Here is a 22,498-nt window from a genome sequence, read left to right as displayed (position 1 = left end):
GCGGCTTAGGTGGTGCGGATGCCGTTCCGTTTTGATAAACGGAGCGGACCATGAAGAAGACGAGACGGACAATCGATGCGGCGCTGAAGGCAAAGATCGCCTTGGAGGCGCTGCGAGAACAATCAACGGTGACGGATCTGGCACAGCGCTACCAGGTGCATGTGAATCAGATTTATGCCTGGAAGAAACAGCTTCAGGATCAAGCGGTTCGGGCGTTCGACGCGGGCGCTGGTCGGGATGGCGAGGCAGCCCACGAACTGGAGGTCGAGAAGCTCCACGCCAAGATCGGACAGTTGACGGTTGAGCGGGATTTCTTAGCCAGGAGGTCCGGAAGATGAGCGCGCCGGATCGCCGAGGATTGCTTCAGCGCGATCATGCGAGTCTATCGATCCGCCGGCAATGCCAATTGCTGAGCGTTGCGCGATCGAGCGTGTATCGGTCGCCGCTGCCGGCCAATGACAACGACCTTGAGCTGATGCGGCGGATCGACGAGCTGTTCACGGCCTGGCCGTTCCTGGGCTCGCGGCGGATGACGGCGATCCTCAATGGCGAAGGCTGTCGCATCAATCGCAAGCGCGTGCAGCGGTTGATGCGCAAGATGGGCATCGCGGCGCTGGGACCAAAGCCCAGAACCACAAAGCCGGCGCCGGGACACAAGATCTTCCCGTATCTCCTGCGCCATATGGTGATCGACCGACCGAATCAAGTGTGGGCTGCCGACATCACCTATGTGCCGATCGGCCAGGGCTTTCTATATCTGGTGGCGATCATCGATTGGGCGAGCCGTGCGGTGCTGGCCTGGCGCCTGTCGAACACGATGGACACATCGTTCTGCGTGTCTGCGCTCGAAGAGGCCTTGGCGCGCTTCGGCCCGCCTGAGATCTTCAATACCGACCAGGGTAGCCAGTTCACCAGCGCCGCCTTCACCGGCACGCTGGCCGCCACCGGCGTCAGGATCTCGATGGACGGTCGTGGGCGCTGGATGGACAACGTGTTCATCGAGCGGCTGTGGCGCTCGCTCAAATACGAGGACATCTATCTCAAGGGTTATTCGGATGGCCACAAGGCCAAAGCCGGAATCGCCCGATGGATCGAATTTTACAATTTCCAGCGCCCTCATCAGGCGCTGGAAAACCGCGCGCCGATGGCGGTCTGGCGGGCCGGTGCCACCGGCGCATTCGGCGAACAGGCTGTGGATATGACGCTTCTCGCAAGCGAGAAGCTTGGACAACGCTACGCGTTACCCACATCCCCACAGCCACAACAGCAGCAGGCAAGAGTAGCGTAAAGTTACTGGGAAGAACGAACGGCAGCAGCTCCACTTAAAAAACCGGACCCAGTGGTCCTCAGCATGGGGTCCACTTCAATTAGATTGAATCACCACCGCGCTTTGGGTCATTGTTTGAGCATGATCTTTTCGGAAAACCGCCCCACACTTTTCCTCTAGCGAGGGGCATTCAGTGATTGATTGCAATGTTACGGCGTCCATCGATCATGCGTTGCACGAGGTCCAGGCCGCGCGGCGTGACCTCACCATAACCGCCTTCTGCATGCGGCAGGCAGAAATGCTTCGCAGAATAGATCGAGCGAAAGCCAGACTCGCTGATCTGGTGCAGTCCCGGGACGGCGGAGCAAACCGAGCCGAGAGTTCCTGTGTTGTGACGATTTCCGAATCCTGCCCCGCTCCATCGCTGGGGCTGGGGGCTGATTTAGCGATGGAGCGGGAGTCTCGGACTTCGATCGAACCAGCGCGGAAACCGACCGCATCCTAGACGCGCTTAATTGCAGTTGCGATTCTGGCCTGCTGGCGGCCGATGCATGGCACAATTCCGCAGCGGCTGCTTCTCGCAAAAAGCTATCGAGTGTTGCAGTCGAGCAATTTTCAAAGTCGCAATTACGCCCCAAGATCGTCGCTAGCCGGTCAGATTCGACCAGCGGGCGGACTGGCTAGGCCCGGCACACGTTTCGGCGGGGGCAGTGTGCCGGGTCGTCGCATTGCGGTGGAGACTTCGATGAAATCCATCGGTCGCCTTCGTTGGGACCCGACTATGAGGCGGGCCGCCTTTCCTGTCGGGACGGCGAGGCGTGTCCGGTCGGGGACCTGCTTGCCGACTGTAGCCAGGCAGAGCCTCGTACGCCATGCAGCATGGGACGGAACATAAGCGTTCACCTGCATTTTACGAATCGGGGAGCAACGCCCAACAAATCAATGCCAATCCGATGCAATTAAAGAGCAGCAAGCCAGTGAAGTTCATCCACCATGTTAGGGGATGCGCTGCGCGCCTGATCAGGCGGTTGCCGCGAGCTCGAAATGAGCCATCTCGGAACATGGAGAACGCCTGATAAGAACCGATGGTGAGCATCGCTAGGCCGAACGCGACTAAGATTGGCATCATTTCCTGGCCCCCAGCAATGCTTTCAGCTACCGGCGATGTAGCGGGGTGCGCCGAGGCCTCCAGCAATGCTCTCTCATTCAAAAAGAAAGCCAAGCAACTTGCCACTTTTCCCGACTGGGTTCCAGTGAGCTTGGCTGTCAGATCAATGGCCTGGTCGGGGGCACACCTGTTGCGCGCCCTCATAAGTGCATTTCGTGCCCGGTGGCGAGCCGCAGATTTTGGTCACATTAGCGCGAGATACGCATTGGCCCCATGTTGAGCGCCAACCCGATCCGCCCTTACAGCCGCACCCTTGGCAGCGACACGCGTTATCGGGGTACCCTAGCACGGCTAAGGAGGACGCTTTTGGCATCGCTTGCCAGCCCCACGCGATAAGCGCGAGCGCGGCTACAGCTGCTACCGGTACGAGGCCGTCTCATGGAGGCACGGTAAGCGGTCAGCGCGCGGCTTTCTTGCGAGGGCGCGCCAAAAAATTGCTGATCTCGGCCAACCGTCAGTGAGCTATCACCACCAACACGCCCGCGATAAGCCTAGCTGGTTCGGCGCTTACTGTGCATGGACGGGCTGTGCTGGAGTGCCCGCAGTCCATCGTTGGGTCCTTTGCGCGAAGCGAAGCGCGCCAGGACCGGATCGCCTCACCCTGCGCGACGTCTTGGTTTGCCAAGGTGCGATCAATCGCAGCCAGACGAGCCCACGCCTCGCGAAAAGGCGAGCGGTTCGAGGTAGGCTGCGCCGGCCGCGGCGCGCTCTGCTTTGAGCTGTTGCAGATTCACGGTGTTTTCCTGAACTGGTCGATTCCAAGCGACTTCTCGAGCGGCGCCGGCATCGGCTTCTCAACGGGGCGGCGCTTGCCGCGGATCCTTTGGTTCAACAATGCGGAAATTCCAGTTACGCCGCGAGCGCCGTTTCGCGGACGCGACGTGCGGTTTCTTTCTTGATGTTCCAGATCGGGCTTAGAACCCTCAGGACCAGCTCGGTATCGAGGGCTGGAACAGCAATGTGACCGATAGTCGGATAAGCATAATCACCGAGGCTGTTTGACCATTGCTGCCGGTGCTTTTCGTTTTTCCAAGCGGTCTCCTTGCCGCTGATGTACCGCTTGGCGTAAGCCTCGAAGGTGATCGTTCCCGCTGCTTCTGCCTTCGCCTTGGCTCGATCCTCCTTGCGATGTTCGATCGGATCTTTGTTGTTTCGGACCAGAGCCCGAGCGGCGCTGGCGCCTTCGCGCGCCTGTGCCAAGCTCACGTCCCTCAGAGGACCGAGCCCCATGAGCCTTTCCTTGCTGGTTTTGGGTGACTTGAAACGGAAGATCCAGCTTGCCTTCCCGTTCTTGTCGAGGTCCAGGCGAAGTCCGTCGCCGTCAGACAGACGGTCGCCCGGTTTTGCGTTTTTGACCTCTTTCGCTTTCAGGATTTGGTGCATCTACCACTCCGGGTGTCCCCCTAAACCCACATCCCAACCCACGGCCATAGCGTGGCTATGGTCTTGCAGCGTCGGACGTCATCGAACAGAAATGTTCGAAAAGCGCTTTTAGATCAAGTACATGTTCGACACGGAAAGACGGATTAGGACGGATTAGGACTAGCAGGGAGCGGAAGGGGTGGGATTCGAACCCACGGTACCCTTGCGGGCACGCCGGTTTTCAAGACCGGTGCCTTAAACCGCTCGGCCACCCTTCCAGTGCAATAGTTTCAACCATTCAGGGCTGATCCCGTCGAGCACGATGCGAACAGTCCGCGATTCTGGACATGTTACGGATAGACGTCTCTTACGGCCTGAGAAAGCCCACCGCAAGCGCGGTGAAACCGGGCAATGGGGCGCCTCGGCGTCCTTGTTGGGCTTGCGCCTGGTCGCCGATTTGGGCGCGCCTTCCGCTTATTCACAAGGGGCGGCCGCGCCGCGTTGGCAGGGGAAATTTACGGGGGCTGTCGGCGGTGGGGCGGCGTTCCAGGGCTTCGATAGCTTTCCGATAATACTCTGCCACCTTGAGGAGGCCCTCGCGCTCGAGCTCGAAGGAAGCAATGGCCGCGTGCTCTCTGCAAGTGCGTTCGAGCCTGAGGAATTCCTTTAATTCCCGGTTCACCGGCAGTTCCTCAGACCGGAGAGATGACGACATCAGCAGCAAAGGCAATGCACCTAATTGCCGAAAGTTCCCGCATTATCAAATATCAACCTGCAAGCGAACCTGCCCTTAGGTACAGGGTGGTTCAGTCCTGGACGCCAATGTGCGCGCGACCTCGCGGACTGCGGGCGCCTGTCGCTCGCGAAATCCGGCACGACCTCACGCACCGCGGGTGCGGCAGCCGGGCGGAGGAAGCGCGCTCGATCTCGTTGGCGGACGTGCGGTGGCGAACGGGTCGATCACAGCGGCAACCCAGGTGCGCCACAATTTGTCGATCTGTCGGTGATCTGCCACCGGAGGGCACATGGCCCTGTGGCTGAGCGCACCAATGCGGGAGATTCCGCGGGCAGAGGGGCAGGTCAGCAACACGGCCGGCGCAACCAAGTTGGATCTCGTGTGTTGGTCGGCGTGGCAATTCAAGGGAACGGCGGATGTCTGAGGAAGCGGGTACAAGTCGATCGTACTTGCCGTGGCTTGTCGTCGTGATGGCTGTTGTCCTGGCCGGCGGCGTTTACTTTTCGCTCGATCGAAAGATCAATGCGCTGCAAGCTGCATCAGTTGCCCAGGGGATGTCTCAACCCGCCAATGACGTGGCTCGGGCACGGCAGACTCTTGGCCGCCTTGAGGACACGGTGAGGGACAATCAAGCGAGCCAGCAGAAGCTCGCCGACGAGGTCGCGGATCTGCAACGCAGAGTGGCATCGCAAGGCGGCGAGCGGAAGCTGTTGTCCGATCAGCTGGGGGCGCTCAGTTCGCGTGTCGACGCCTTGGCTTCCGCGCACGCCGCCATCAACAATCCGGGGCAAAAAAGGGGAAGACCATAGAACGACGCTTCGTGCGTTAGCGGTGCGTGGCTCCTGCCATACCGCATCGACCGTCACTGCCGTCACAGTGCTCCGACACCAAGGGGCGCTGTTTGCGTGTCAGCGAGGCGAGAACTCGTACCTCTCCAGTCGCTCAATGGCTGCCTCGCGTTCGTGCTGGCCCAGCCAGACCAGCGCCAAAAGCAGCGTGCCGCAAAGCGCCGCAAGCCCGAAAACCATACGCTTCATCGCGTGTGAATTCGAGTGCGCTGGCAAGGTTCCTGATGAGCCGGTGATCGGGAAAAACTGGCAGTTTCCGGTCGGGAATCATGTAAGCTCCACTGTGCGGCCGGTGTCCATTGCAAGCCCCTATCGGCCGCATATCGGGAATGCACGGCCTCGCTTTCTCTGCCCGGAGAGAGCGGGGCCGTTTTATGATGGGATCGTTTGTGACTGCGGAGCACGTCAGTCCGGTTGCGGCGCAGGTCGCCGATCACTGATGGTTTCGCGAACATCGAGAGGAGAGTCGGGCCGGCGCGGCGATCCCGAATCACCTCGCCGAAAAATCCCCGGGCCTTACCAAAGGTTCTTTCTCATCATGCGAGGCAGGCCAGGATGGCAAGCACGACATCGGCGCCGAGTTCGCCTGAGTACATCCACAAAGCAATTCCAGCACCGAGCGTAAGAACAATCACCTTAAGAGCAATCATCGTCGGTCTCCCCTCAAACTCCTGCGGTGAAAACTAGGGGCGTTCTGTTTCCGGGATGCTTCGAGCCGGGAGGCAAGTTGTTTCCTTCACCGGACCGTTATCGGATCTCGTCTGGCAGTTCCTCGCCACGGCCTTGCCTCGCTGGCGATTCCGCTTTCGGCGGCCGGCCGGTGTGGGCGCGAGATTCTGCCCAGAAAACCTTGAAAAGGCAGGCATTTCGGCTTGCGCTGCCACACGCGGGATGCGGCACGCGGAACTCATTCCTCACCTCCGCGTTGTCTCGCCATGACTGAAGACCTTTCCTTCCGACGCAAACCCCTGACCCCCGAACAGCGCCAGGCGCGCGATGCGGCTCGCCGGATCGAGGCCGACAAGGCCATGCGCGACCACGAAGCGGCGCAGAAGGCGTTTTACGCCAACAAGGAACGGCTGAAGGCCGAGCGGCTCGCACGTGAAGCTGCCGCCGCGAAGGGCTGAACGCACCGGTCGCAGCCCGCCGATATCGCCCGGGTCGGTCGCCGACGCCTAGTGCCGCTTGGAGAGCCCTTCTCGTTCAGGGCCAGCGAATGCACGGGTGGCTTCGGACGCAATCCGGCAATCGTTCGCGACCTTGAGCAACCCGCTTCGTGCCAGGTCTATGGTGGAAAGGGCGGCCTGCTCCAGGCAGAGGCGTTCAAGCCGCCGAAACTCGCGCAGTTCTCTGTTCATGCGTCAGATCTCGATGCCCCCGGCGATGCGGGCTGAGTCTACTTAATAAGTGCTTAACATCCTCCAGTAGCTGATCTGGCTGACACGGAGCTGGCGGCGGCGCTGAACACACGCGCCTGTTGCATGCGGCAGGCTTGACGGCGTTTGCGTTCCGCCGGAAGCTTCAAATGATCCTCAAGTCACGCGAAATACGGAGACGTTCGCTTCCGGCAATCCGATCCCCTTCAGTGACAACGCAATGGAGCCGACCATGACCACGTTCGACAAGCGCGAGCAGGGCTTCGAGGCCAAATTCGCCCACGACGAGGAGCTCATGTTCAAGGTGACGGCCCGGTCCAACAAGCTGCTTGGACTGTGGGCCGCCAGCCAACTCGGCCTTAGCGGCGATGCCGCAGCCAACTACGCGGCGGCGCTGGTGACGGACCATCTGGAGAGCCGGGCGCTCGACGAGGTCCTGGACAAGGTGTCGGGCGATCTTGCCGGCAAGGGGGTGGCGCGCGAGCAGGTCGCCGAGAAGCTCCAGGAATGCCTGCATCAGGCCATGAAGCAACTCGAAGCAAAGGAGTGAGCGCCGCGCGGCATGGCGCTCACAGCGCCATGTGGATGATCTCGATAGGCTCGCCGCCGAGGCCGTGAGAGAACTGTCCCCGACCCATGCTTCTGAAACCGTAACGTCGGTAGAAGGATTCGGCGTTGATCGTGGCTTCGAGGCGGATCGGCCCGCTGTGGCCGAGCCGCGCCTGGGCCACGCCGATGTCGAGCAGCCGCTGCCCCACGCCGGAGCCCGCCGCCGCGGGCAGCACGAACAATCGGGTGACCTCGCCGGGCTCGGCATCGACGAAGCCGATGACGACGTCGTTGCGAACACAGACGCTCATTCGCCCCTTGGCGATGAGCTCTTCGTAGAACCGGGGCGTCCGGTCCCCCATCCAGTTCTCGACCTGCGCCGGTGAATAGCATCCGCGCGAAAGACCCGCGATCGAGGCCTTGGTGATCTCAAACACGGTCTCCGCGTCGTCCAGGCGGGCGGGCCTGAAGCAGATATCGTCAGCGGGCATGGGGACTCCGGATCAGACCGTGCATCGCCAATCGAACGCCTCACTCGGCGTGTCCGCGCATTCCGGAATCGCTGAGCTTGTCGACATAGGCAATTCCGAGCGCCGAGACGATGAAGGTGATGTGGATCAGCACCTGCCACATCACGCCGGTCTCGGTGAAGCCGGCGCGGCTCGAGCCGAGATTGCCGGCCTCGATGAAGGTGCGCAGCAGCGCGATCGAGGAGATGCCGATGATGGCCATGGCGAGCTTGATCTTCAGCACGCTCGCATTGACGTGGCCGAGCCATTCCGGCTCGTCCGGGTGGCCCTGGAGGTCGAGCCGCGAGACGAACGTCTCGTAGCCGCCGACGATGACCATCACCAGCAGGTTGGAGATCATCACGACGTCGATCAGCGCCAGCACGCTCATCATGATCTGCTGTTCGGTGAGATCGAGGGCGTGCCAGGAGAGATGCCAGAGCTCCTTCAGGAACAGCGCGATGTACACGCATTGCGCCACGATCAGCCCGAGATAGAGCGGCAGCTGCAGCCAGCGCGAGCCGAAGATGATCATCGGCAGCACGCCGAGCCGCGGCGAGGTCAGGCGGGGTCCGGTCCTTGGCTCAGGCTCAACCGACATTCAGGCAGCATCCTCGCGAGCAGAGACGATTTCGCTTTTCTGTACCCCGACAAGATGGCCGGCGGAAGACGTGCGTGCGCTTGGCAAGGCTTGGCGGCGATCGCGCCGTTTCATGCTAGCGTGGACGCGGCCGTCGGGCGACGGCCAGAATCAAGGAGGAGTGACGTGCCGAACAGCTTTGGCGGCGTGCTTGGGAGAATCGCGCTTGTTGTGGCCATGATGCTCGGTGCCCGCGGGGTGTCGGCGACGCCGCTGACGCCGTTTCGCTACGAGGCGCAGGCCCAGCGCCATTGTCCGCATGACCAGGTGGTCTGGCTGGATTTCAGGAAGGGCGTCTACTACGCCAGGGGCCAGAAGCGCTACGGCCAGGGTTTTGATGGCAGCTTCGTCTGCCTCAGCGAAGCCCGCGAGGGCCTCTATCGCCGGTCGCTGCTCGGCCTGCGCTGAGCAAGTGACTGGCGCTCCAGAGCGCCGGTTATTTCTGACCCGGCAGCTTCACCGGCACGTGGGGGGAGGTGCTGATGGTACGAGGGCTTCCATCGGGATAGGTGCGATCGCCGCGGATCAGCGATTCCAGAACCAGAAAAAATTTCTCAGCAAGCATTTGCGTCACCTTCGTTGGTGATGGCCTCTTGAAATAGGTCGAGGCGCCAAACGCAGAAATTCAATCAACTAAAAGAGAGCAGGGCAATCCAGAACGGATGGCACGCTGCGTCGCGGTGTAGCTGTGCCAGAGGTCAGGAAAGGCGTGGTGATGCTCAGGCGAAGGCCAGTGCCACCAGGCTCGAGCACAACAGCACCAGACCGCCTGCGGTCAATACCAGGAAGCCATCGGATACGAGGTCATGATTGCGCATGGGACACCTGTCGCTCTCGTCTTCGATGCCCGCTCGGATCGATCAAAACCGTCCGAACGTGCCGCCCTGAAAGAGGTGATGCTTGCCGTCCGTGCGAGTGCCTTCAGGCCCTCGTCCGGTAACCTTCGAACGCATGGGCCAGGAAAATCCCCGCGCTAACCAGACCCATCAGTGCCGAAACCGTCTCGATCATCGTTAAATTCCAGATCCCGCCGTTGCATGCGAGAGAACGCGTGCGGCCTTGCACAGTCAAAAGAATTCCAGTGAGCGGCGTGACAATGGGGGTGGGGTGAGGATTTGGCGCAACAGAATGTCCGGGAGTGGCACAGAGCAGGGGGCCTGCGCTCCGTAGATCAACGGGGACAAACGAACGGCGTGTTTACCATCCCGGCGTGATCGCCGCGGGCTCCCCATTTCCGCCGTGTTCGGGTTGCGTTATCGTTACCGCATCCGATGCGGTGGTGGGCCGCCTCGGAGCAAAGGACCGGACAGCGCGTGCCCGTCACCCAAGCGGGCTGGGTACGCCTCCGGCAGAATGGTATTTGGGGCGAATGGGGATCCGACGGTCAGATTCGGTTTTGCGGGCCGCGCGCGGGATTGCGGCGGCCGCGACCTGCCTCGCGCTCGCCAATTGCGCGTCGTCCAACAAATTCGCCAGCCGCGTCGATCCGAAATACGGCGTGTCCTCGAGTCCCCGGGTCGTGGCCTGGGGTGATCCGGTCCCGAAGGGCGGCGGCACCTACCGCGTCGGCAAGCCCTATGTGGTGGCCGGCAGGACCTACGTGCCGGAGGAGGACGTCAACTATCGCGCCGAGGGCCTGGCGTCCTGGTATGGCGATGACTTCCACGGCCGTCTGACTGCCAATGGCGAAGTGTTCGATATGGGCTCACTGACCGCGGCGCATCCGACCCTGCCGATGCCGTCCTATGCGCGGGTGACCAACGTGTCGAACGGCAAGTCGCTGATCGTCCGCGTCAATGACCGCGGGCCCTATCACGGCAACCGGCTCATCGACGTCTCGAACAAGGCCGCCGAACTACTTGAATTCAAAGGAAACGGCGTCGCCAGGGTGCGCGTCGAATACGTCGGCCGGGCGCCGCTCGAGGGCTCCGACGACCGTCAGCTGATGGCGACACTGCGCACCGGCATCCCGGCGCCGTCGCCCTCGATGGTCCGGGTCGCTGCGGCGAAGCCCTTCGTGCCGGAGCTGCCTTCATCGACCCGCGGCGCCATTCGCGGCGAGGTTCCGATGCCGGAGGGGCGGCCCTACAATCTCGGCAACACCGCCGCCGACATGGCCTCGCTCAATGCGACCTCGGAGATGTCGGCTTCGAGCCGCAGCCGGGGCCGGGCGCTCCAGAACGCGCGCGCCGTGTCCTATGACGATGGCGGTCGCTATAGCACCGAGAGCGCTCCGTCTGCCGCCTATGCCTCGGACGGCGCCGCCGAAGCCCGCAGCATCCTCAGCGGGCGCGGTCTTTACTGAACCCGGAAGGGGCGTCTCGGCGCTGACGCTGACGGCGCTGGCAGGCAACCAGGCCGGCCGCGGTTTTACCGCCGGCAAGGATTTGCCGATCCCGGTCCGGTGGGCGCCGCACACGTCGCGATGCGGAAGGATCTCGCTGCCTAATGCATGATCCGGGAAAGTGCGACGGGGTTCTCCGCAAGATCATGCGCAAACCCAAACGTGATGACGAGTGATCCAAATCTCGTCCTGCTTTAGCGCGTCGCCGCCCCACGCAGGAAGTCCGCCAGCGCCGCATTGACTTCCTCGGGCCGCTCCTGCTGCACCCAATGGCCAGCGCCCTCGATGATCAGCTTCTGCGTTAGATTGGGCAGCACGCGCTCGAGTTCCTTGACGCGCTTGGCTCCGATCAGCCCGGTGATGACGGCGTCTTTCGAACCGGCAATGAAGAGGGATGGCTGGTGGATCTGTGCATCCTGCCAAGGCGCCGTCAGCTCCCAGTTGCGGTCGAGGTTGCGATACCAGTTCAGCCCGCCGCGGAAGCCCGACTTGCGGAAGGCGTCGGTGAAATAGGCGAGGTCGGCCTCGCTGAGCCAGGCGGGCAGCGGTTCTGCAGCGGTCGCGTGGCCGAGAAAGCCCTTGCCCTCCTGCACGAACATGGCGGCGGTGGGATCGGCGAGGCCACGTCCGCCGAGCACGATGCGCATGGTGCGGGCGACGTCTCGCTCGAGCTCCGCCTCCGCGACGCCCGGCGCCTGGAAATACTGCCAGTAGAAGTTGGTCACGCCGCCCTCGCGCAGCAGGTCGAGCGGCCTGCCGCGGCCGCGGAATGGCGGCGGCACGCTCAGGCCCGCCACCGCCGTGAAGATGTCGGGCCGAAACAGCGCCGCATGCCAGGCCACCGGCGCACCCCAATCGTGGCCAACCACCATGGCCTTGGTTTCGCCGACCGCCTGGACGAGACCAACGACGTCACCGACGGTGTCGAAGATCGAGTAGGCGTTCACCTCGGCCGGCGCCACGCTCTGGCCATAGCCGCGCATGTCGGGAGCGACGACGTGAAACCCGGCATCCGCCAGCGCCGGGATCTGGTGGCGCCAGGAGTAGGACAGTTCCGGCCAGCCGTGGCAGAGCACGACCAGCGGACCCTGGCCGGCTTCGCGGATGTACAGATCGATCCCGTTGGCCTTGATGGTGCGAGTGGAGGACATCGCTTTTCCGCCTTGTTTCAGGGGTTTGGTCGATAAATATAAGGTGTCACGATAGGGTCGTGACGAGAATCATGCAAACTCCGCCGCCGGCGCCAGCCTCGTGTTGTTCGCACCGGATCCAGCTGTTAGAACGCCGCTCTCAGGGGTTGGCCATGGCATTTCGTCTTTGTTCGCTCCGCCGCAGCCGGCTCACCGCCGGAGGGATGGCGCGCGGGCTGATCGCTGCCATTCTGGTGGCGGGGATCGGTTGGGGCGGGGCGCTCTATGCGGCCAACCAGAGCGTCCAGGGCGCCAAGAAGACGGAAGATGCGGGGTTCGACGGCGATGCGCCCACCGCGATCCTGATCGAGGCGTCCAGCGGCAGTGTGCTGTTCGAGAAGAATGCCGACGAGCTGCGCGCGCCGTCCAGCATGATGAAGCTGATGACGGCGGAAGTCGTGTTCAACGCCATAAAGAAAGGCGACATCAAGCTCACCGACGAGTACCGGATCAGCGAGAACGCTTGGCGCAGGGGCGGGGCGCCCTCCGGCGGCTCGACCATGTTCGCCGCCATCAACAGCAAGGTGTCGGTCGACGATCTCCTGCATGGCGCGATCATCCAGAGCGGCAATGACGCCTGCATTGCGCTCGCCGAAGCCATGGCGGGCAACGAGCGGATCTTCGCCGCCGACTTCATGACCAAGCGGGCCCGCGAGCTCGGCCTCACCAAATCGACCTTCGCCAATTCCAACGGTCTGCCCGATCCCGGCAACAAGATGACAGTGCGGGAGCTCGGCATCCTCGCCCGGCACATCATCCTGGACTTTCCGGAGTTCTACAAACTGTTCGGCGAGAAGGAGTACACCTGGAACAAGATCCGTCAGCCCAACCGCAATCCGCTGCTGAATTCGATGGAAGGCGCTGACGGCCTCAAGACCGGCTACACCAAGGAAGGTGGCTACGGCATGGTCGGGTCTGCGGTGCAGAACGGCACCCGGCTGATCGTCGTCGTCAACGGGCTGGAAGACCCCGAGGATCGCGCCACCGAAGCCAAGAAAATGCTGGAATGGGGTTTTCGCAACTTCGAGACCCGCACCCTGATCGCGGCCGACCAGCCGGTCGGCTACGCAAAAGTCTTCGGTGGTGAAAGTCGCTCGGTGAAGCTCGTCGCCAAGACGCCCGTGAAGGTGATGGTACACAAGAACGGCAGCGACAAGCTGATTGCGCGCGTCGTCTATAAAGGTCCGGTACGGGCGCCGGTCGAGGCCGGTCAGCAGGTCGGCGTGGTCAAGGTCTGGCGTGGCGGCAACATCGCGGTGGAGACGCCGGTCTATGCAGGTGAAGCGATCGGCACCGGCTCGACCATGCGGCGCGCGATCGACGGTGCCAGCGAGCTTGTGATCGGCATGTTCCGCGCGGGCGCCGAGAAGCTCTGATCATGAGTGAGAGCGCGGTACAACGACCGTCCGGACGCGGACGCTTCATCACCTTTGAAGGCGGCGAGGGGACGGGCAAGTCGACCCAGATCAAGAAGCTCGCCGACCGCCTCAAGGCGGCACGGATGCGCATCCTCGTCACTCGCGAGCCGGGGGGCTCGCCGGGCGCCGAGATCATGCGTCACCTGGTGCTGTCAGGGATGGGCAAGCTGCTCGGGCCCGAGGCCGAGACGCTGCTGTTTGCCGCCGCGCGCGACGATCATGTCCGCACCGTGATCCAGCCCGCTCTGAACCAGGGCGCGTGGGTCCTCTGTGATCGCTTTGCGGACTCGACGCTGGCGTATCAGGGCAGCCTCGGCCGCGTCCCGATCGGTCTGATCAACGCGATGCAGCGCGTCACCATCGGCGATCTCAAGCCGGATCTCACCATCATCCTCGACCTGCCGGTCGAGATCGGCTTGCAGCGTGCCGCGGTGCGCCGCGGCGCTGGCACGCCCGACCGGTTCGAGAGCGAGCAGCTCAGCTTTCATCAGGGTCTGCGCGAAGCCTATCGCAAGATCGCGGCGGAAGAGCCTGCGCGCTGCGTGCTGATCGACGCCAACTCCGATCCTGATACGGTCGCAGACCGCGTCTGGACCGCGTTGCGCGAGCGTCTTCTTCCCACGACCGCCTCGGTGATCTCAGCATGAGCCCGCGTCAGGCCGAGCGTGAGACCGCCATCCCCCATCCGCGCGAGACGAGCCTTCTGTTCGGCCATCGCGAGGCCGAGACGGCGCTGCTGACGGCCTATCGCAGCGGCCGGATTCCGCACGCCTGGCTGATCGGGGGACCGCAAGGCATCGGCAAGGCGACGCTCGCCTATCGCATGGCGCGCTTCGTGCTGGCGCACGGCCAGCCGCTTTCGCCGACCGTGCAGAGCGCCGAAAACCTCGCGATTGATCCCGATGACGCCGTGCCGCGGCAGGTCGCGGCCGGCTCGCATGGGGGGCTGCTGACACTGGAGCGCACTGCCAACGACCGCGGTGTGATGCGCACCGTCATCACCGTCGATGAGACGCGCGAGACGATCGGCTTCTTCGGCTCGACGGCGGCTGCTGAAGGCTGGCGGGTCTGCATCGTCGACACCGTCGACGAGCTCAATCCGAATGCGGCCAACGCGCTTCTGAAGATCCTTGAGGAACCGCCGCAGCAATCGCTGTTCCTGCTGGTGAGCCACGCGCCCGCGCGCGTGCTCGCCACGATCCAGTCGCGTTGCCGCAAGTTGCGCCTGCGGCCGCTCGCGACGGACGAGGTGATCGGTGCAGCAGCTGCAGCCGCCGACCTTGCGCCGACCGATCTGGCGCTGCGCGAGGCCGCGGAGGCCTCCGAGGGTAGCGTCGCGCGCGCCCTGACGTTGCTTGGTGGAGACGCCCTGAAACTGCAGCAGCGCACGGCGGCGCTGCTGGCGCGTTTGCCGCAGGTCGACCCGCGCGAACTGCACATGCTCGGGGATTCGCTTGGCACCAGCGACCGCGTCGCGCTCGCGGCCTTCATCGATGGCATCGACCGCTGGATCGCGGAGCGTCTGCATGCGGACGAAGCCAATGCCAACCAGAACCTGCCGCGCCTTGCGCGCCTAGCTGAGGTATGGGAAAAGATCGTCCGCGCCGCGCGCGACACCGAAATCTACAATCTGGAGCGAAAGCCCTTGGTTTTCTCGGTGTTCGGCTGGCTGGCGGACGCAATGCGCTAGAGCATGATCCGGAAAAGTGTGGAGCGTTTTCCGAAACGATCATGCTCAAAACAATGACCTAACGCAGGTTCGTTTCCAAATTTCGAGAAGCCGGTAAAGGAATTCGTCGTGGCAACGCGAGCTAAGAAAACCGTCAAGGGCAAGAGCAGCAGGAAAAAGGCTGCCAAGAAGGCCGAAAAGAAAGCCGCGAAGAAGGCCGTGAAGGCGCGTGCGTCCAAGACCGCGAAGAAGGCCAAGAAAGCCGCTGCAAAGAAGGCCGTGACGAAGAACAAGGCGTCGAAGAACAGCGCTGCCAAAAAGCCGCCCAAGGCTCCCGCGAAGAAGGTCGCGAAGAAGCCGGCTGCGACTGCCGTGGTCGCCGTTCCGGCTCCTGTCGCCACGCCGCCGAAGGTTAAGAACCCCAAGGTGTCGAAGCCCAAGGTATCGAAGCCCAAGTCTTCGACACCGAAGACTCCGCCTGCGACGAAGCCCGCCGCAGCTCCGCAAGCCACGGCTTCCGTTGCTGCGCCCGCGCGCGACAACGTCTTCTACATCACGACCGCGATCGCCTATCCCAATGGCAGCCCCCATATCGGCCACGCCTATGAGGCGATCGCAACCGACGCGCTGGCGCGCTTTGCGCGGCTCGACGGCAAGGACGTGTTCTTCCTGACCGGCACCGACGAGCACGGTCTGAAGATGGTCCAGACCGCACAGAACGAAGGCCTGACGCCGGCCGCGCTCGCGGCCCGCAATGCCGGCCGCTTCAAGGAGATGGATGAGCGTCTGAACGTGTCGTTCGACCGCTTCATCCGCACCACCGAGGAGCAGCACCATCGCTCGACCCAGGAGATCTGGCGCCGCATGGAGGCGAACGGCGACGTCTATGCCGATATCTATTCCGGCTGGTACTCGGTACGCGATGAGGCGTATTACGCCGAGGACGAGACGCGCCTGAACGACGACGGCGTGCGCCTCGGGCCGCAGGGCACGCCGGTCGAGTGGGTGGAGGAGAAGAGCTACTTCTTTCGCCTGTCGGCCTATCAGGACAAGCTCCTGAAGCTGTACACGGACAATCCCGATTTCATCGGTCCGGATTCGCGCCGCAACGAGGTGGTAAGCTTCGTCAGGGGTGGCTTGCGCGATCTCTCGATCTCGCGCACCACGTTCGACTGGGGCGTCAAGGTGCCTGGCGACGAGGAGCACGTGATGTACGTCTGGGTCGACGCGCTCACCAACTACATCACCGGGGTCGGCTTTCCCGACGAGAGCGACGGCAACTGGCGCTACTGGCCGGCCGACGTGCACATCATCGGCAAGGACATCATCCGTTTCCACGCGGTGTACTGGCCCGCGTTCCTGATCTCGGCCGGCATTCCCGTGCCGAAGCGGGTCTATGCCCACGGCTTCCTGTTCAACCGGGGCGAGAAAATGTCCAAGTCGGTCGGCAACGTCGTGGACCCCTTCAACCTCGCCGAGCAGTACGGCGTCGACCAGATGCGCTATTTCTTCCTGCGCGAGGTGCCGTTCGGGCAGGACGGCAACTACAACCACGAGGCCATCGTCGCGCGCATCAATGCCGACCTCGCCAACGATCTCGGCAATCTCGCGCAGCGCTCGCTGTCGATGATCGCCAAACAGCTCGGCGGCGTGCTGCCCGAGCCCGGCGAGTTCAGCGAAAACGACAAGGCGATCCTGGCGATGGCCGATGGCATGATTGCCGCATCGCGTGAGGCGATGGCGACGCAGCAGATCCATCAGTGGCTCAACGCCGTGTGGGCCGTGGTCGCGGAGGCCAACCGCTATTTCGCGGGCGAGGCGCCGTGGGCGCTGGCCAAGACCGATCCTGCCAGACAGAAGACGGTGCTCTATGTCACCGCCGAGGTGGTGCGCCAGATCGCGATCCTGGCCCAGCCGGCGATGCCGACTGCATCGGGCAAGCTGCTCGACAGCCTCGGTATCCCCGAAGGCGAGCGCAATTTCGCCATGCTCGGCGGTGCGAAGCGGATCGCGCCGGGCTCGACGCTGCCGGCGCCGACGCCGGCATTCCCGCGCTACATCGAGCCGGCGGCCTGAGGCGTTTCGACGATGCTGGTCGACAGTCACTGCCATCTGGATTTTCCCGACTTTACGGAAGATCTCGACGGGATCGTGTCGCGCGCTCGAGCGGCCGGCATCACCCGCATGGTCACGATCTCGACGCGTGTGCGTAAGCTGAACCAGCTTCTGCCCATCGCCGAGCGCTACGAGGACGTCTACTGCTCGGTCGGCACCCATCCGCATCATGCGGATGAGGAGGACGGCATCACGCCGGACGAACTGATCGCGCTCACCGGGCATCCCAAGGTCGTCGCGCTCGGCGAGGCCGGGCTCGACTATTTCTACGACAACGGCTCGCCGGAAGCGCAGGCGAGGGGCTTTCGTGCCCATATCGCCGCGGCGCGCTCAACCGGCCTGCCGCTCGTGATCCACACCCGCGAGGCCGACGCGGATTGCGCCCGCATCCTGGAAGAGGAGGCGGCACGCGGATCGTTTCGCGCCGTGCTGCATTGTTACACCGGCGGGCGCGAGCTCGCGCTGAAGGCGGTGTCGCTCGGGCTCTATATCGGCTTCACGGGCATCCTGACTTTCAAGAAGTCAGAGGCCCTGCGCGCGCTCGCGGCCGAGCTGCCGCCGGACCGTATTCTGGTCGAAACAGACTCGCCCTATCTTGCGCCGGGCAAGTTCCGGGGCAAGCGCAACGAGCCGGCCTATGTGGTCGAGGTCGCCAAAGTGCTCGCCGAGACGCGCGGCGTGTCATTCGATGAGATATCACGCCAAACGAGCGAAAACTTCTTCCGCCTGTTCTCCAAGGTGAAAGCTTGAGAGTGGAAGCCGCATGACGCTGACGCTGACGATCCTGGGCTGTGGCTCTTCCGCCGGCGTGCCGCGCCCGGCCCTCGGTTGGGGCGCCTGCGACCCCAGCAATCCGAAGAACCGCCGCCGCCGCTGCTCGCTGCTGGTCGAACGGAAGTCCGAGCACGGCACCACGCGGATCGTGATCGATACCTCGCCGGACCTGCGCGAGCAACTGCTCTCGACCAATGTCGACCACATCGACGCGGTGTTCCTGACCCACGAGCACGCGGACCAGACCCACGGCATGGACGACCTGCGTTCGGTCGTCATGCACATGCGCCGCCGTATCCCGACCTATTTCAACCTGTCGACCGCCAAGGACATCATGGCGCGGTTCTCCTACTGCTTCATTTCGCCTGAGGGCAGCGACTACCCGCCGATCCTGACCCGGCATTCGATCGAAGCGGGCGAGAGCCAGACCATTCTGGGGAAGGGCGGCGCCGTGACGATGACAGCCTTCCTGGTACAGCACGGCGCCATTCCCGCGCTCGGCTATCGCATCGGGGATGCCGCCTACACGCCCGACCTCAATGACATCCCGCGCGAGAGCTGGGGCGCGCTGGAAAATCTCGACCTGTGGATCGTCGACGGCCTGCGCTACACCAGCCATGTCAGCCATTTCAGCATCAATGATGCGCTGTCCTGGATCGAGCGCTTCAAGCCGAAGCACGCGGTCATCACCAACATGACCGCCGATGTCGATTATGAGGTGATCAGGCAATCGCTGCCTGCTGGCGTGGTGCCCGCCTATGACGGCCTGCAGCTGGAGACGCACTGATGGGGCGGGGTCACCGAGCGTAGCGCAGCACGGCCTCGCGAACCAATCGGCAGCGTCCTCGTGTGGCGCCCTATTGGAGGGAGCGGTTGCAGACCTGCAACCAGTCAAGGTCGGAGAGGGGAGTAACTTCCACGGATCACCGGGACGTGCCGGACAAGAACGCCTCAATGCGTCCATTGAATCAGCTCAGGTCGAGATCGCCTTCACCGAGCCCACCTCGTTGCGCAGCAGGAATTTCTGGATCTTGCCGGTGGACGTCTTCGGGATCGGTCCGAACACGACCGCCTTCGGCGTCTTGAAGCCGCTCATGTGCGAACGGCAGAAGGCGATGATCTCGGCCTCGGTCGCGCTGGCTCCGTCCTTCAGCTCGACGAAGGCGCAAGGCACCTCGCCCCATTTCGGATCGGGCTTGGCCACGACGGCTGCGAAAAGCACGGCCGGGTGCTTGTAAAGGACGTCCTCGACCTCGACTGACGAAATGTTCTCGCCGCCGGAAATGATGATGTCCTTGGAGCGGTCCTTGATGATGACGTAGCCGTGCTCATCGAGCACGCCGAGATCGCCGGTGTGAAACCAGCCGCCCGCGAAGGCTTCCGTCGTCGCCTTCTCGTTCTTCAGGTAACCTTTCATCACGATGTTGCCGCGGAACATGACCTCGCCGACGGTCTCGCCGTCGTGCGGCACCTCCTGCATCGTTTGCGGATTGATGACGGTGACGGCTTCCTCGAGCGGATAGGGCACGCCCTGCCGCCGCTTCATGCGCGCGCGTTCGGCGGCGGGGAGGTTGTCCCAGCCGGGCTGCTCGGCGCAGACGGAAGCGGGGCCGTAGACCTCGGTCAGGCCATAGACGTGGGTCAGCTTGATGCCGATGCTCTCGGCGCCTTCCAGTACCGCGACCGGCGGTGCGGCGCCGGCGATCAGGCCGACGACGCGGCGTGCGGCGCTGCCTTTCGGCGCGTCGGGCGCGTTGATCAGCGTGTTGTAGACGATCGGCGCACCGCACATATGCGTGACGCCTTGCTGCCTGATCAGCTCGAAGATCTTTGTTGGTTCGACCTTGCGCAGGCAGACGTTGACGCCGGCGGCGGCCGCGATGGTCCAGGGGAAGCACCAGCCGTTGCAATGAAACATCGGCAGCGTCCAGAGATAGACAGGGTGCTGGCCGAGATTGCCGGCGAGGATGTTGCTGACGGCGTTCAGATACGCGCCGCGATGATGGGTGACGACGCCCTTGGGATTTCCCGTCGTGCCCGAGGTGTAGCTCAGCGCGATCGCGTCCCATTCGTCCTGCGGCGTGATCACGGCGAAGTCGGGATCGCCTTGCGCGACGGCGGCCTCATACTCGATCTGGCCGATGCGCATTCCTCCCTTGAAGCCGGCATCGTCGACGTCGATCACGAACGGCTTGGGCCCGCTCATCCGCGCCAGCGCATCGGTGATGACGCCCGAAAATTCGGGATCGACCAGGAGGATCTTCGCCCCGCCATGATCGAGCTGGAAGGCGATGGAGGGCGCATCGAGCCGGATGTTGAGCGCGTTGAGCACGGCGCCGGTCATCGGCACCGCGAAGTGCGCCTCGTTCATGGCGGGGATGTTCGGCAGCATCGCCGCCACGGTGTCGCCGACGCCGATGCCCTTGCCGGCGAGATACGATGCAAATCGCCGACACCGCTCATAGGTCTGCGCCCAGGTGAAGCTGCGGCCTTCATAGACGGTGCTGACGTGGTCGGGATAGACCGCTGCGCTGCGCGCCAGGAAGCTGAGCGGACTCAGCGGCACGTAATTCGCCGGGGTCTTGTCGAGGCCGATATTGTACGGGTTCTGGCGCTCACTCATCGACACCCTCCTCAAACGCGTCAAAGAAATCCGATCGAGATCCAGGGGAAGATCGCAACGATGATCAATCCCGCGAGCAGCGCCAGCAGATAGCCCCAGATCGGCCTGATGCCTTCGGCCGGATCGACGCGTCCGATGGCGCAGGCGGCATAATAGCCGACGCCGAAGGGCGGAGCGAATAGTCCGATACCCATGGCGAGAATGATCACCATGGCATAGTGGACCTCGTGCACGCCGACAGCGCGGGCGATCGGAAACAAGAGCGGCCCGAACAGCACGATCGCCGGAATGCCCTCGAGCACGCTGCCCAGGATGGTGAATGCCAGGATGGACACGGCGATGAAGGTCGCCGCCCCGCCCGGCAATCCCGTCATGGCGGCCGCCAGCGAGCGCGAGAAGCCGGATTGCGTCAGGCCCCAGGCCATGCCGGTGGCCGTGCCGATGATCAGCAGGATCGCTCCCGACAGCGCCGCGGTCTCGACCAGCATCGGAAACAACCGCCGCCAGTCGAAGCGGCGGTAGACGAGCAGGCCGACCAGGGCGCCGTAGACGATGCCGATAGTGGAGACCTCGGTCGCAGTCGCGATGCCCTCGACCACGGCATAGCGGATCACGAAGGGCAGCGCGAGTGCGGGCAGGGCGATGATGAAGGTCTTGCCGATCTCGGATGCCGTGGCGCGGCGGACATGGCTCATGTCCTCGTGGCGGTAACGCCACCACACCAGCATGCAGAGCGTGATGGCGAGCACGACGCCGGGCAGCAGGCCGCCGGTGAACAGCGCCGCGATCGAGACGCCGGTGACCGAGCCGATGGTAATCAGCACGAGGCTGGGTGGAATGGTTTCGGTCTGGGCGCCGGTTGCCGCCAGCAGCGCGACGAGATCGCCGGGCTTGGCGCCGCGCTGCTTCATCTCCGGGAACAGCACGGGCGCGACAGCGGCCATGTCGGCAGCCTTGGCGCCTGATATGCCCGAGACCAGGTACATGGCGCCGACGAGGACGTAGTGCAGGCCGCCGCGGACATGGCCGAGCAGGCTTGCCAGGAAGGCCACCATGGCCCGCGCCATGCCGGTCATCTCGATCAGCAACCCCAGGAACACGAACAGCGGCACCGAGAGCAGGATGAGGTGGCTCATGCCCTCGTCCATCCGCCCGACCAGCACCATCACGGGCGTCCGCGTGGTCAGCGCCAGATAACCGAAGATCGCAAGCCCAAAGCCGAACGCAATGGGAACGCCGGCAAAGACGCAGAAACCGGCCACGCCGACGAAGAAGATGACCAGGTTGAGGTTGCCGAGCGGCCGCAAATATGGCTGCGCCAGCCAGAACAGACCGACGACGACGGCAACCGAGATCACGGCCGCAAGCACCATCCGGTAGTCGGCGGCCCGCAGCAGCCGCAGCAGCGCGAACGCCGCCATCAGGCAGATGCCGGCCGGCAGCGCCGCGGCGCGCCACATGTTCGAGATCTGCAGCGCCGGCGTGGTGATGAAGCTTTCCTCGTAGGCGTAGTCCCAGGACGGCCACACGATCAACGCCAGGAACGCCAGCGCCGCAGAGGTTGCGACCAAATCGAGATAGACCCGCATCGCCGGTCCGGCGCTCGCGACCACGGCGGTCATGCGCATGTGCTCGGAGCGGCGGAACGCGACCGCCGCGCCCAGCATGGCGAGCCACAGGAACAGGATCGAGGCGAGCTCGTCCGACCAGATCAGCGGCCGGTGCAGGCCGTAGCGCGCGACCACGCCGGCGAACAGGATCACGATCTCGGCGACCACCAGAATGGCCACCGGAATGTCGACCAGGAGGCCGAGGAGGCGCTCCGTCGAGGCCAGCAGAGAGGATCGGCGAGGGGACTGAACAGCCGCCTCGCCCGCCACTTCGGTCACCTGAACCTCGACATGAGCCAT

Annotated in this window: 20 protein-coding genes, 1 tRNA gene and 1 pseudogene; 12 read left to right on the top strand and 10 right to left on the bottom strand. The window is 63.6% G+C overall.

Features of this window, described 5'->3' with window-relative positions; translation table 11 throughout:
- Window positions 1-50: 50 nt before the first annotated feature.
- A pseudogene (locus ACNJYB_RS20230) lies at window positions 51-1,144 on the top strand (IS3 family transposase); the annotation flags it as partial.
- 1,033 nt (window positions 1,145-2,177) lie between these two features.
- Here the strand turns inward: ACNJYB_RS20230 and ACNJYB_RS20225 are convergent.
- The 3 genes from ACNJYB_RS20225 to ACNJYB_RS20215 form a co-directional block, all read right to left on the bottom strand.
- Complete coding sequence (locus ACNJYB_RS20225; protein ID WP_439368044.1) at window positions 2,178-2,489, bottom strand: hypothetical protein; 312 nt, start codon at window positions 2,487-2,489, stop codon at window positions 2,178-2,180.
- Window positions 2,490-3,284: 795 nt separating this feature from the next.
- Entirely contained in the window at window positions 3,285-3,818 is a 534-nt protein-coding gene (locus ACNJYB_RS20220; RefSeq protein WP_439368043.1) for a tyrosine-type recombinase/integrase, read from the bottom strand.
- Window positions 3,819-3,988: 170 nt separating this feature from the next.
- Window positions 3,989-4,075 (bottom strand) — tRNA-Ser (locus ACNJYB_RS20215).
- Between the two features lie 874 nt (window positions 4,076-4,949).
- Here ACNJYB_RS20215 and ACNJYB_RS20210 point away from each other — a divergent pair.
- Together ACNJYB_RS20210 and ACNJYB_RS20205 are read left to right on the top strand one after the other, a co-directional pair.
- Window positions 4,950-5,342, top strand: coding sequence for a hypothetical protein (locus tag ACNJYB_RS20210; RefSeq protein ID WP_439368042.1), 393 nt, complete (start codon window positions 4,950-4,952; stop codon window positions 5,340-5,342).
- Window positions 5,343-6,316: 974 nt separating this feature from the next.
- Entirely contained in the window at window positions 6,317-6,508 is a 192-nt protein-coding gene (locus ACNJYB_RS20205) for a hypothetical protein (RefSeq protein WP_439368041.1), read from the top strand.
- A 48-nt stretch (window positions 6,509-6,556) separates the two neighbouring features.
- Here the strand turns inward: ACNJYB_RS20205 and ACNJYB_RS20200 are convergent, their stop codons facing one another.
- Window positions 6,557-6,739, bottom strand: coding sequence for a hypothetical protein (locus ACNJYB_RS20200; RefSeq protein WP_439368040.1), 183 nt, complete (start codon window positions 6,737-6,739; stop codon window positions 6,557-6,559).
- Between the two features lie 250 nt (window positions 6,740-6,989).
- Here ACNJYB_RS20200 and ACNJYB_RS20195 point away from each other — a divergent pair, with 250 nt between their 5' ends.
- A complete protein-coding gene (locus ACNJYB_RS20195) occupies window positions 6,990-7,307 on the top strand; it encodes a DUF1476 domain-containing protein (protein WP_439368038.1) in 318 nt (105 codons plus the stop codon).
- A gap of 19 nt (window positions 7,308-7,326) precedes the next feature.
- On the opposite strand, the gene ACNJYB_RS20190 is transcribed toward ACNJYB_RS20195, so the two are convergent.
- Window positions 7,327-7,797, bottom strand: a complete 471-nt coding sequence (locus ACNJYB_RS20190) for a GNAT family N-acetyltransferase (RefSeq protein ID WP_439368036.1) — start codon at window positions 7,795-7,797, stop codon at window positions 7,327-7,329.
- A gap of 40 nt (window positions 7,798-7,837) precedes the next feature.
- Entirely contained in the window at window positions 7,838-8,416 is a 579-nt protein-coding gene (locus ACNJYB_RS20185) for a TIGR00645 family protein (protein WP_439368035.1), read from the bottom strand.
- A 216-nt stretch (window positions 8,417-8,632) separates the two neighbouring features.
- Between ACNJYB_RS20185 and ACNJYB_RS20180 the strand changes: the two genes are divergently transcribed.
- Window positions 8,633-8,863 (top strand): hypothetical protein, encoded by a 231-nt coding sequence (locus ACNJYB_RS20180; RefSeq protein WP_439375601.1) that lies wholly within the window; start codon window positions 8,633-8,635, stop codon window positions 8,861-8,863.
- Between the two features lie 28 nt (window positions 8,864-8,891).
- On the opposite strand, the gene ACNJYB_RS20175 is transcribed toward ACNJYB_RS20180, so the two are convergent.
- The gene (locus ACNJYB_RS20175) at window positions 8,892-9,020 is read right to left on the bottom strand and encodes a hypothetical protein (protein ID WP_439368033.1); all 129 of its coding nucleotides are present in this window, start codon (window positions 9,018-9,020) and stop codon (window positions 8,892-8,894) included.
- Window positions 9,021-9,824: 804 nt separating this feature from the next.
- Between ACNJYB_RS20175 and ACNJYB_RS20170 the strand changes: the two genes are divergently transcribed.
- The gene (locus ACNJYB_RS20170; protein WP_439368032.1) at window positions 9,825-10,760 is read left to right on the top strand and encodes a septal ring lytic transglycosylase RlpA family protein; all 936 of its coding nucleotides are present in this window, start codon (window positions 9,825-9,827) and stop codon (window positions 10,758-10,760) included.
- 233 nt (window positions 10,761-10,993) lie between these two features.
- Here the strand turns inward: ACNJYB_RS20170 and ACNJYB_RS20165 are convergent, their stop codons facing one another.
- Entirely contained in the window at window positions 10,994-11,950 is a 957-nt protein-coding gene (locus ACNJYB_RS20165) for an alpha/beta fold hydrolase (RefSeq protein ID WP_439368031.1), read from the bottom strand.
- A gap of 152 nt (window positions 11,951-12,102) precedes the next feature.
- On the opposite strand from ACNJYB_RS20165, the gene ACNJYB_RS20160 reads away from it, so the two are divergent.
- From ACNJYB_RS20160 to ACNJYB_RS20135, 6 genes are all read left to right on the top strand, one after another.
- Window positions 12,103-13,365 carry a D-alanyl-D-alanine carboxypeptidase family protein gene (locus ACNJYB_RS20160; protein ID WP_439368030.1) on the top strand — a complete coding sequence of 421 codons (1,263 nt, stop codon included), beginning with the start codon at window positions 12,103-12,105 and terminating at the stop codon, window positions 13,363-13,365.
- A 2-nt stretch (window positions 13,366-13,367) separates the two neighbouring features.
- Window positions 13,368-14,054, top strand: coding sequence for a dTMP kinase (gene tmk, locus ACNJYB_RS20155; RefSeq protein WP_439368029.1), 687 nt, complete (start codon window positions 13,368-13,370; stop codon window positions 14,052-14,054).
- Entirely contained in the window at window positions 14,051-15,097 is a 1,047-nt protein-coding gene (locus ACNJYB_RS20150; protein ID WP_439368028.1) for a DNA polymerase III subunit delta', read from the top strand. The genes tmk and ACNJYB_RS20150 overlap by 4 nt, the downstream gene beginning before the upstream one ends.
- Window positions 15,098-15,205: 108 nt before the next feature.
- On the top strand, window positions 15,206-17,152 hold the full coding sequence (metG, locus tag ACNJYB_RS20145) for a methionine--tRNA ligase (RefSeq protein WP_439368027.1): 1,947 nt from the start codon (window positions 15,206-15,208) through the stop codon (window positions 17,150-17,152).
- Window positions 17,153-17,164: 12 nt separating this feature from the next.
- Window positions 17,165-17,941, top strand: a complete 777-nt coding sequence (locus tag ACNJYB_RS20140) for a TatD family hydrolase (protein WP_439368026.1) — start codon at window positions 17,165-17,167, stop codon at window positions 17,939-17,941.
- A 13-nt stretch (window positions 17,942-17,954) separates the two neighbouring features.
- The gene (locus ACNJYB_RS20135; RefSeq protein ID WP_439368025.1) at window positions 17,955-18,752 is read left to right on the top strand and encodes an MBL fold metallo-hydrolase; all 798 of its coding nucleotides are present in this window, start codon (window positions 17,955-17,957) and stop codon (window positions 18,750-18,752) included.
- Between the two features lie 186 nt (window positions 18,753-18,938).
- On the opposite strand, the gene ACNJYB_RS20130 is transcribed toward ACNJYB_RS20135, so the two are convergent.
- Together ACNJYB_RS20130 and ACNJYB_RS20125 are read right to left on the bottom strand one after the other, a co-directional pair.
- Window positions 18,939-20,588 carry an acyl-CoA synthetase gene (locus tag ACNJYB_RS20130; RefSeq protein ID WP_439368024.1) on the bottom strand — a complete coding sequence of 550 codons (1,650 nt, stop codon included), beginning with the start codon at window positions 20,586-20,588 and terminating at the stop codon, window positions 18,939-18,941.
- A gap of 20 nt (window positions 20,589-20,608) precedes the next feature.
- On the bottom strand, window positions 20,609-22,498 hold the full coding sequence (locus ACNJYB_RS20125; protein ID WP_439368023.1) for a TRAP transporter large permease: 1,890 nt from the start codon (window positions 22,496-22,498) through the stop codon (window positions 20,609-20,611).

It is taken from the genome of Bradyrhizobium sp. SMVTL-02, from assembly GCF_051853005.1.
GTDB lineage: Bacteria > Pseudomonadota > Alphaproteobacteria > Rhizobiales > Xanthobacteraceae > Bradyrhizobium.
Note: the sequence above shows the minus strand (reverse complement) of the source record. Positions and strands in the feature narration are given on the sequence as shown.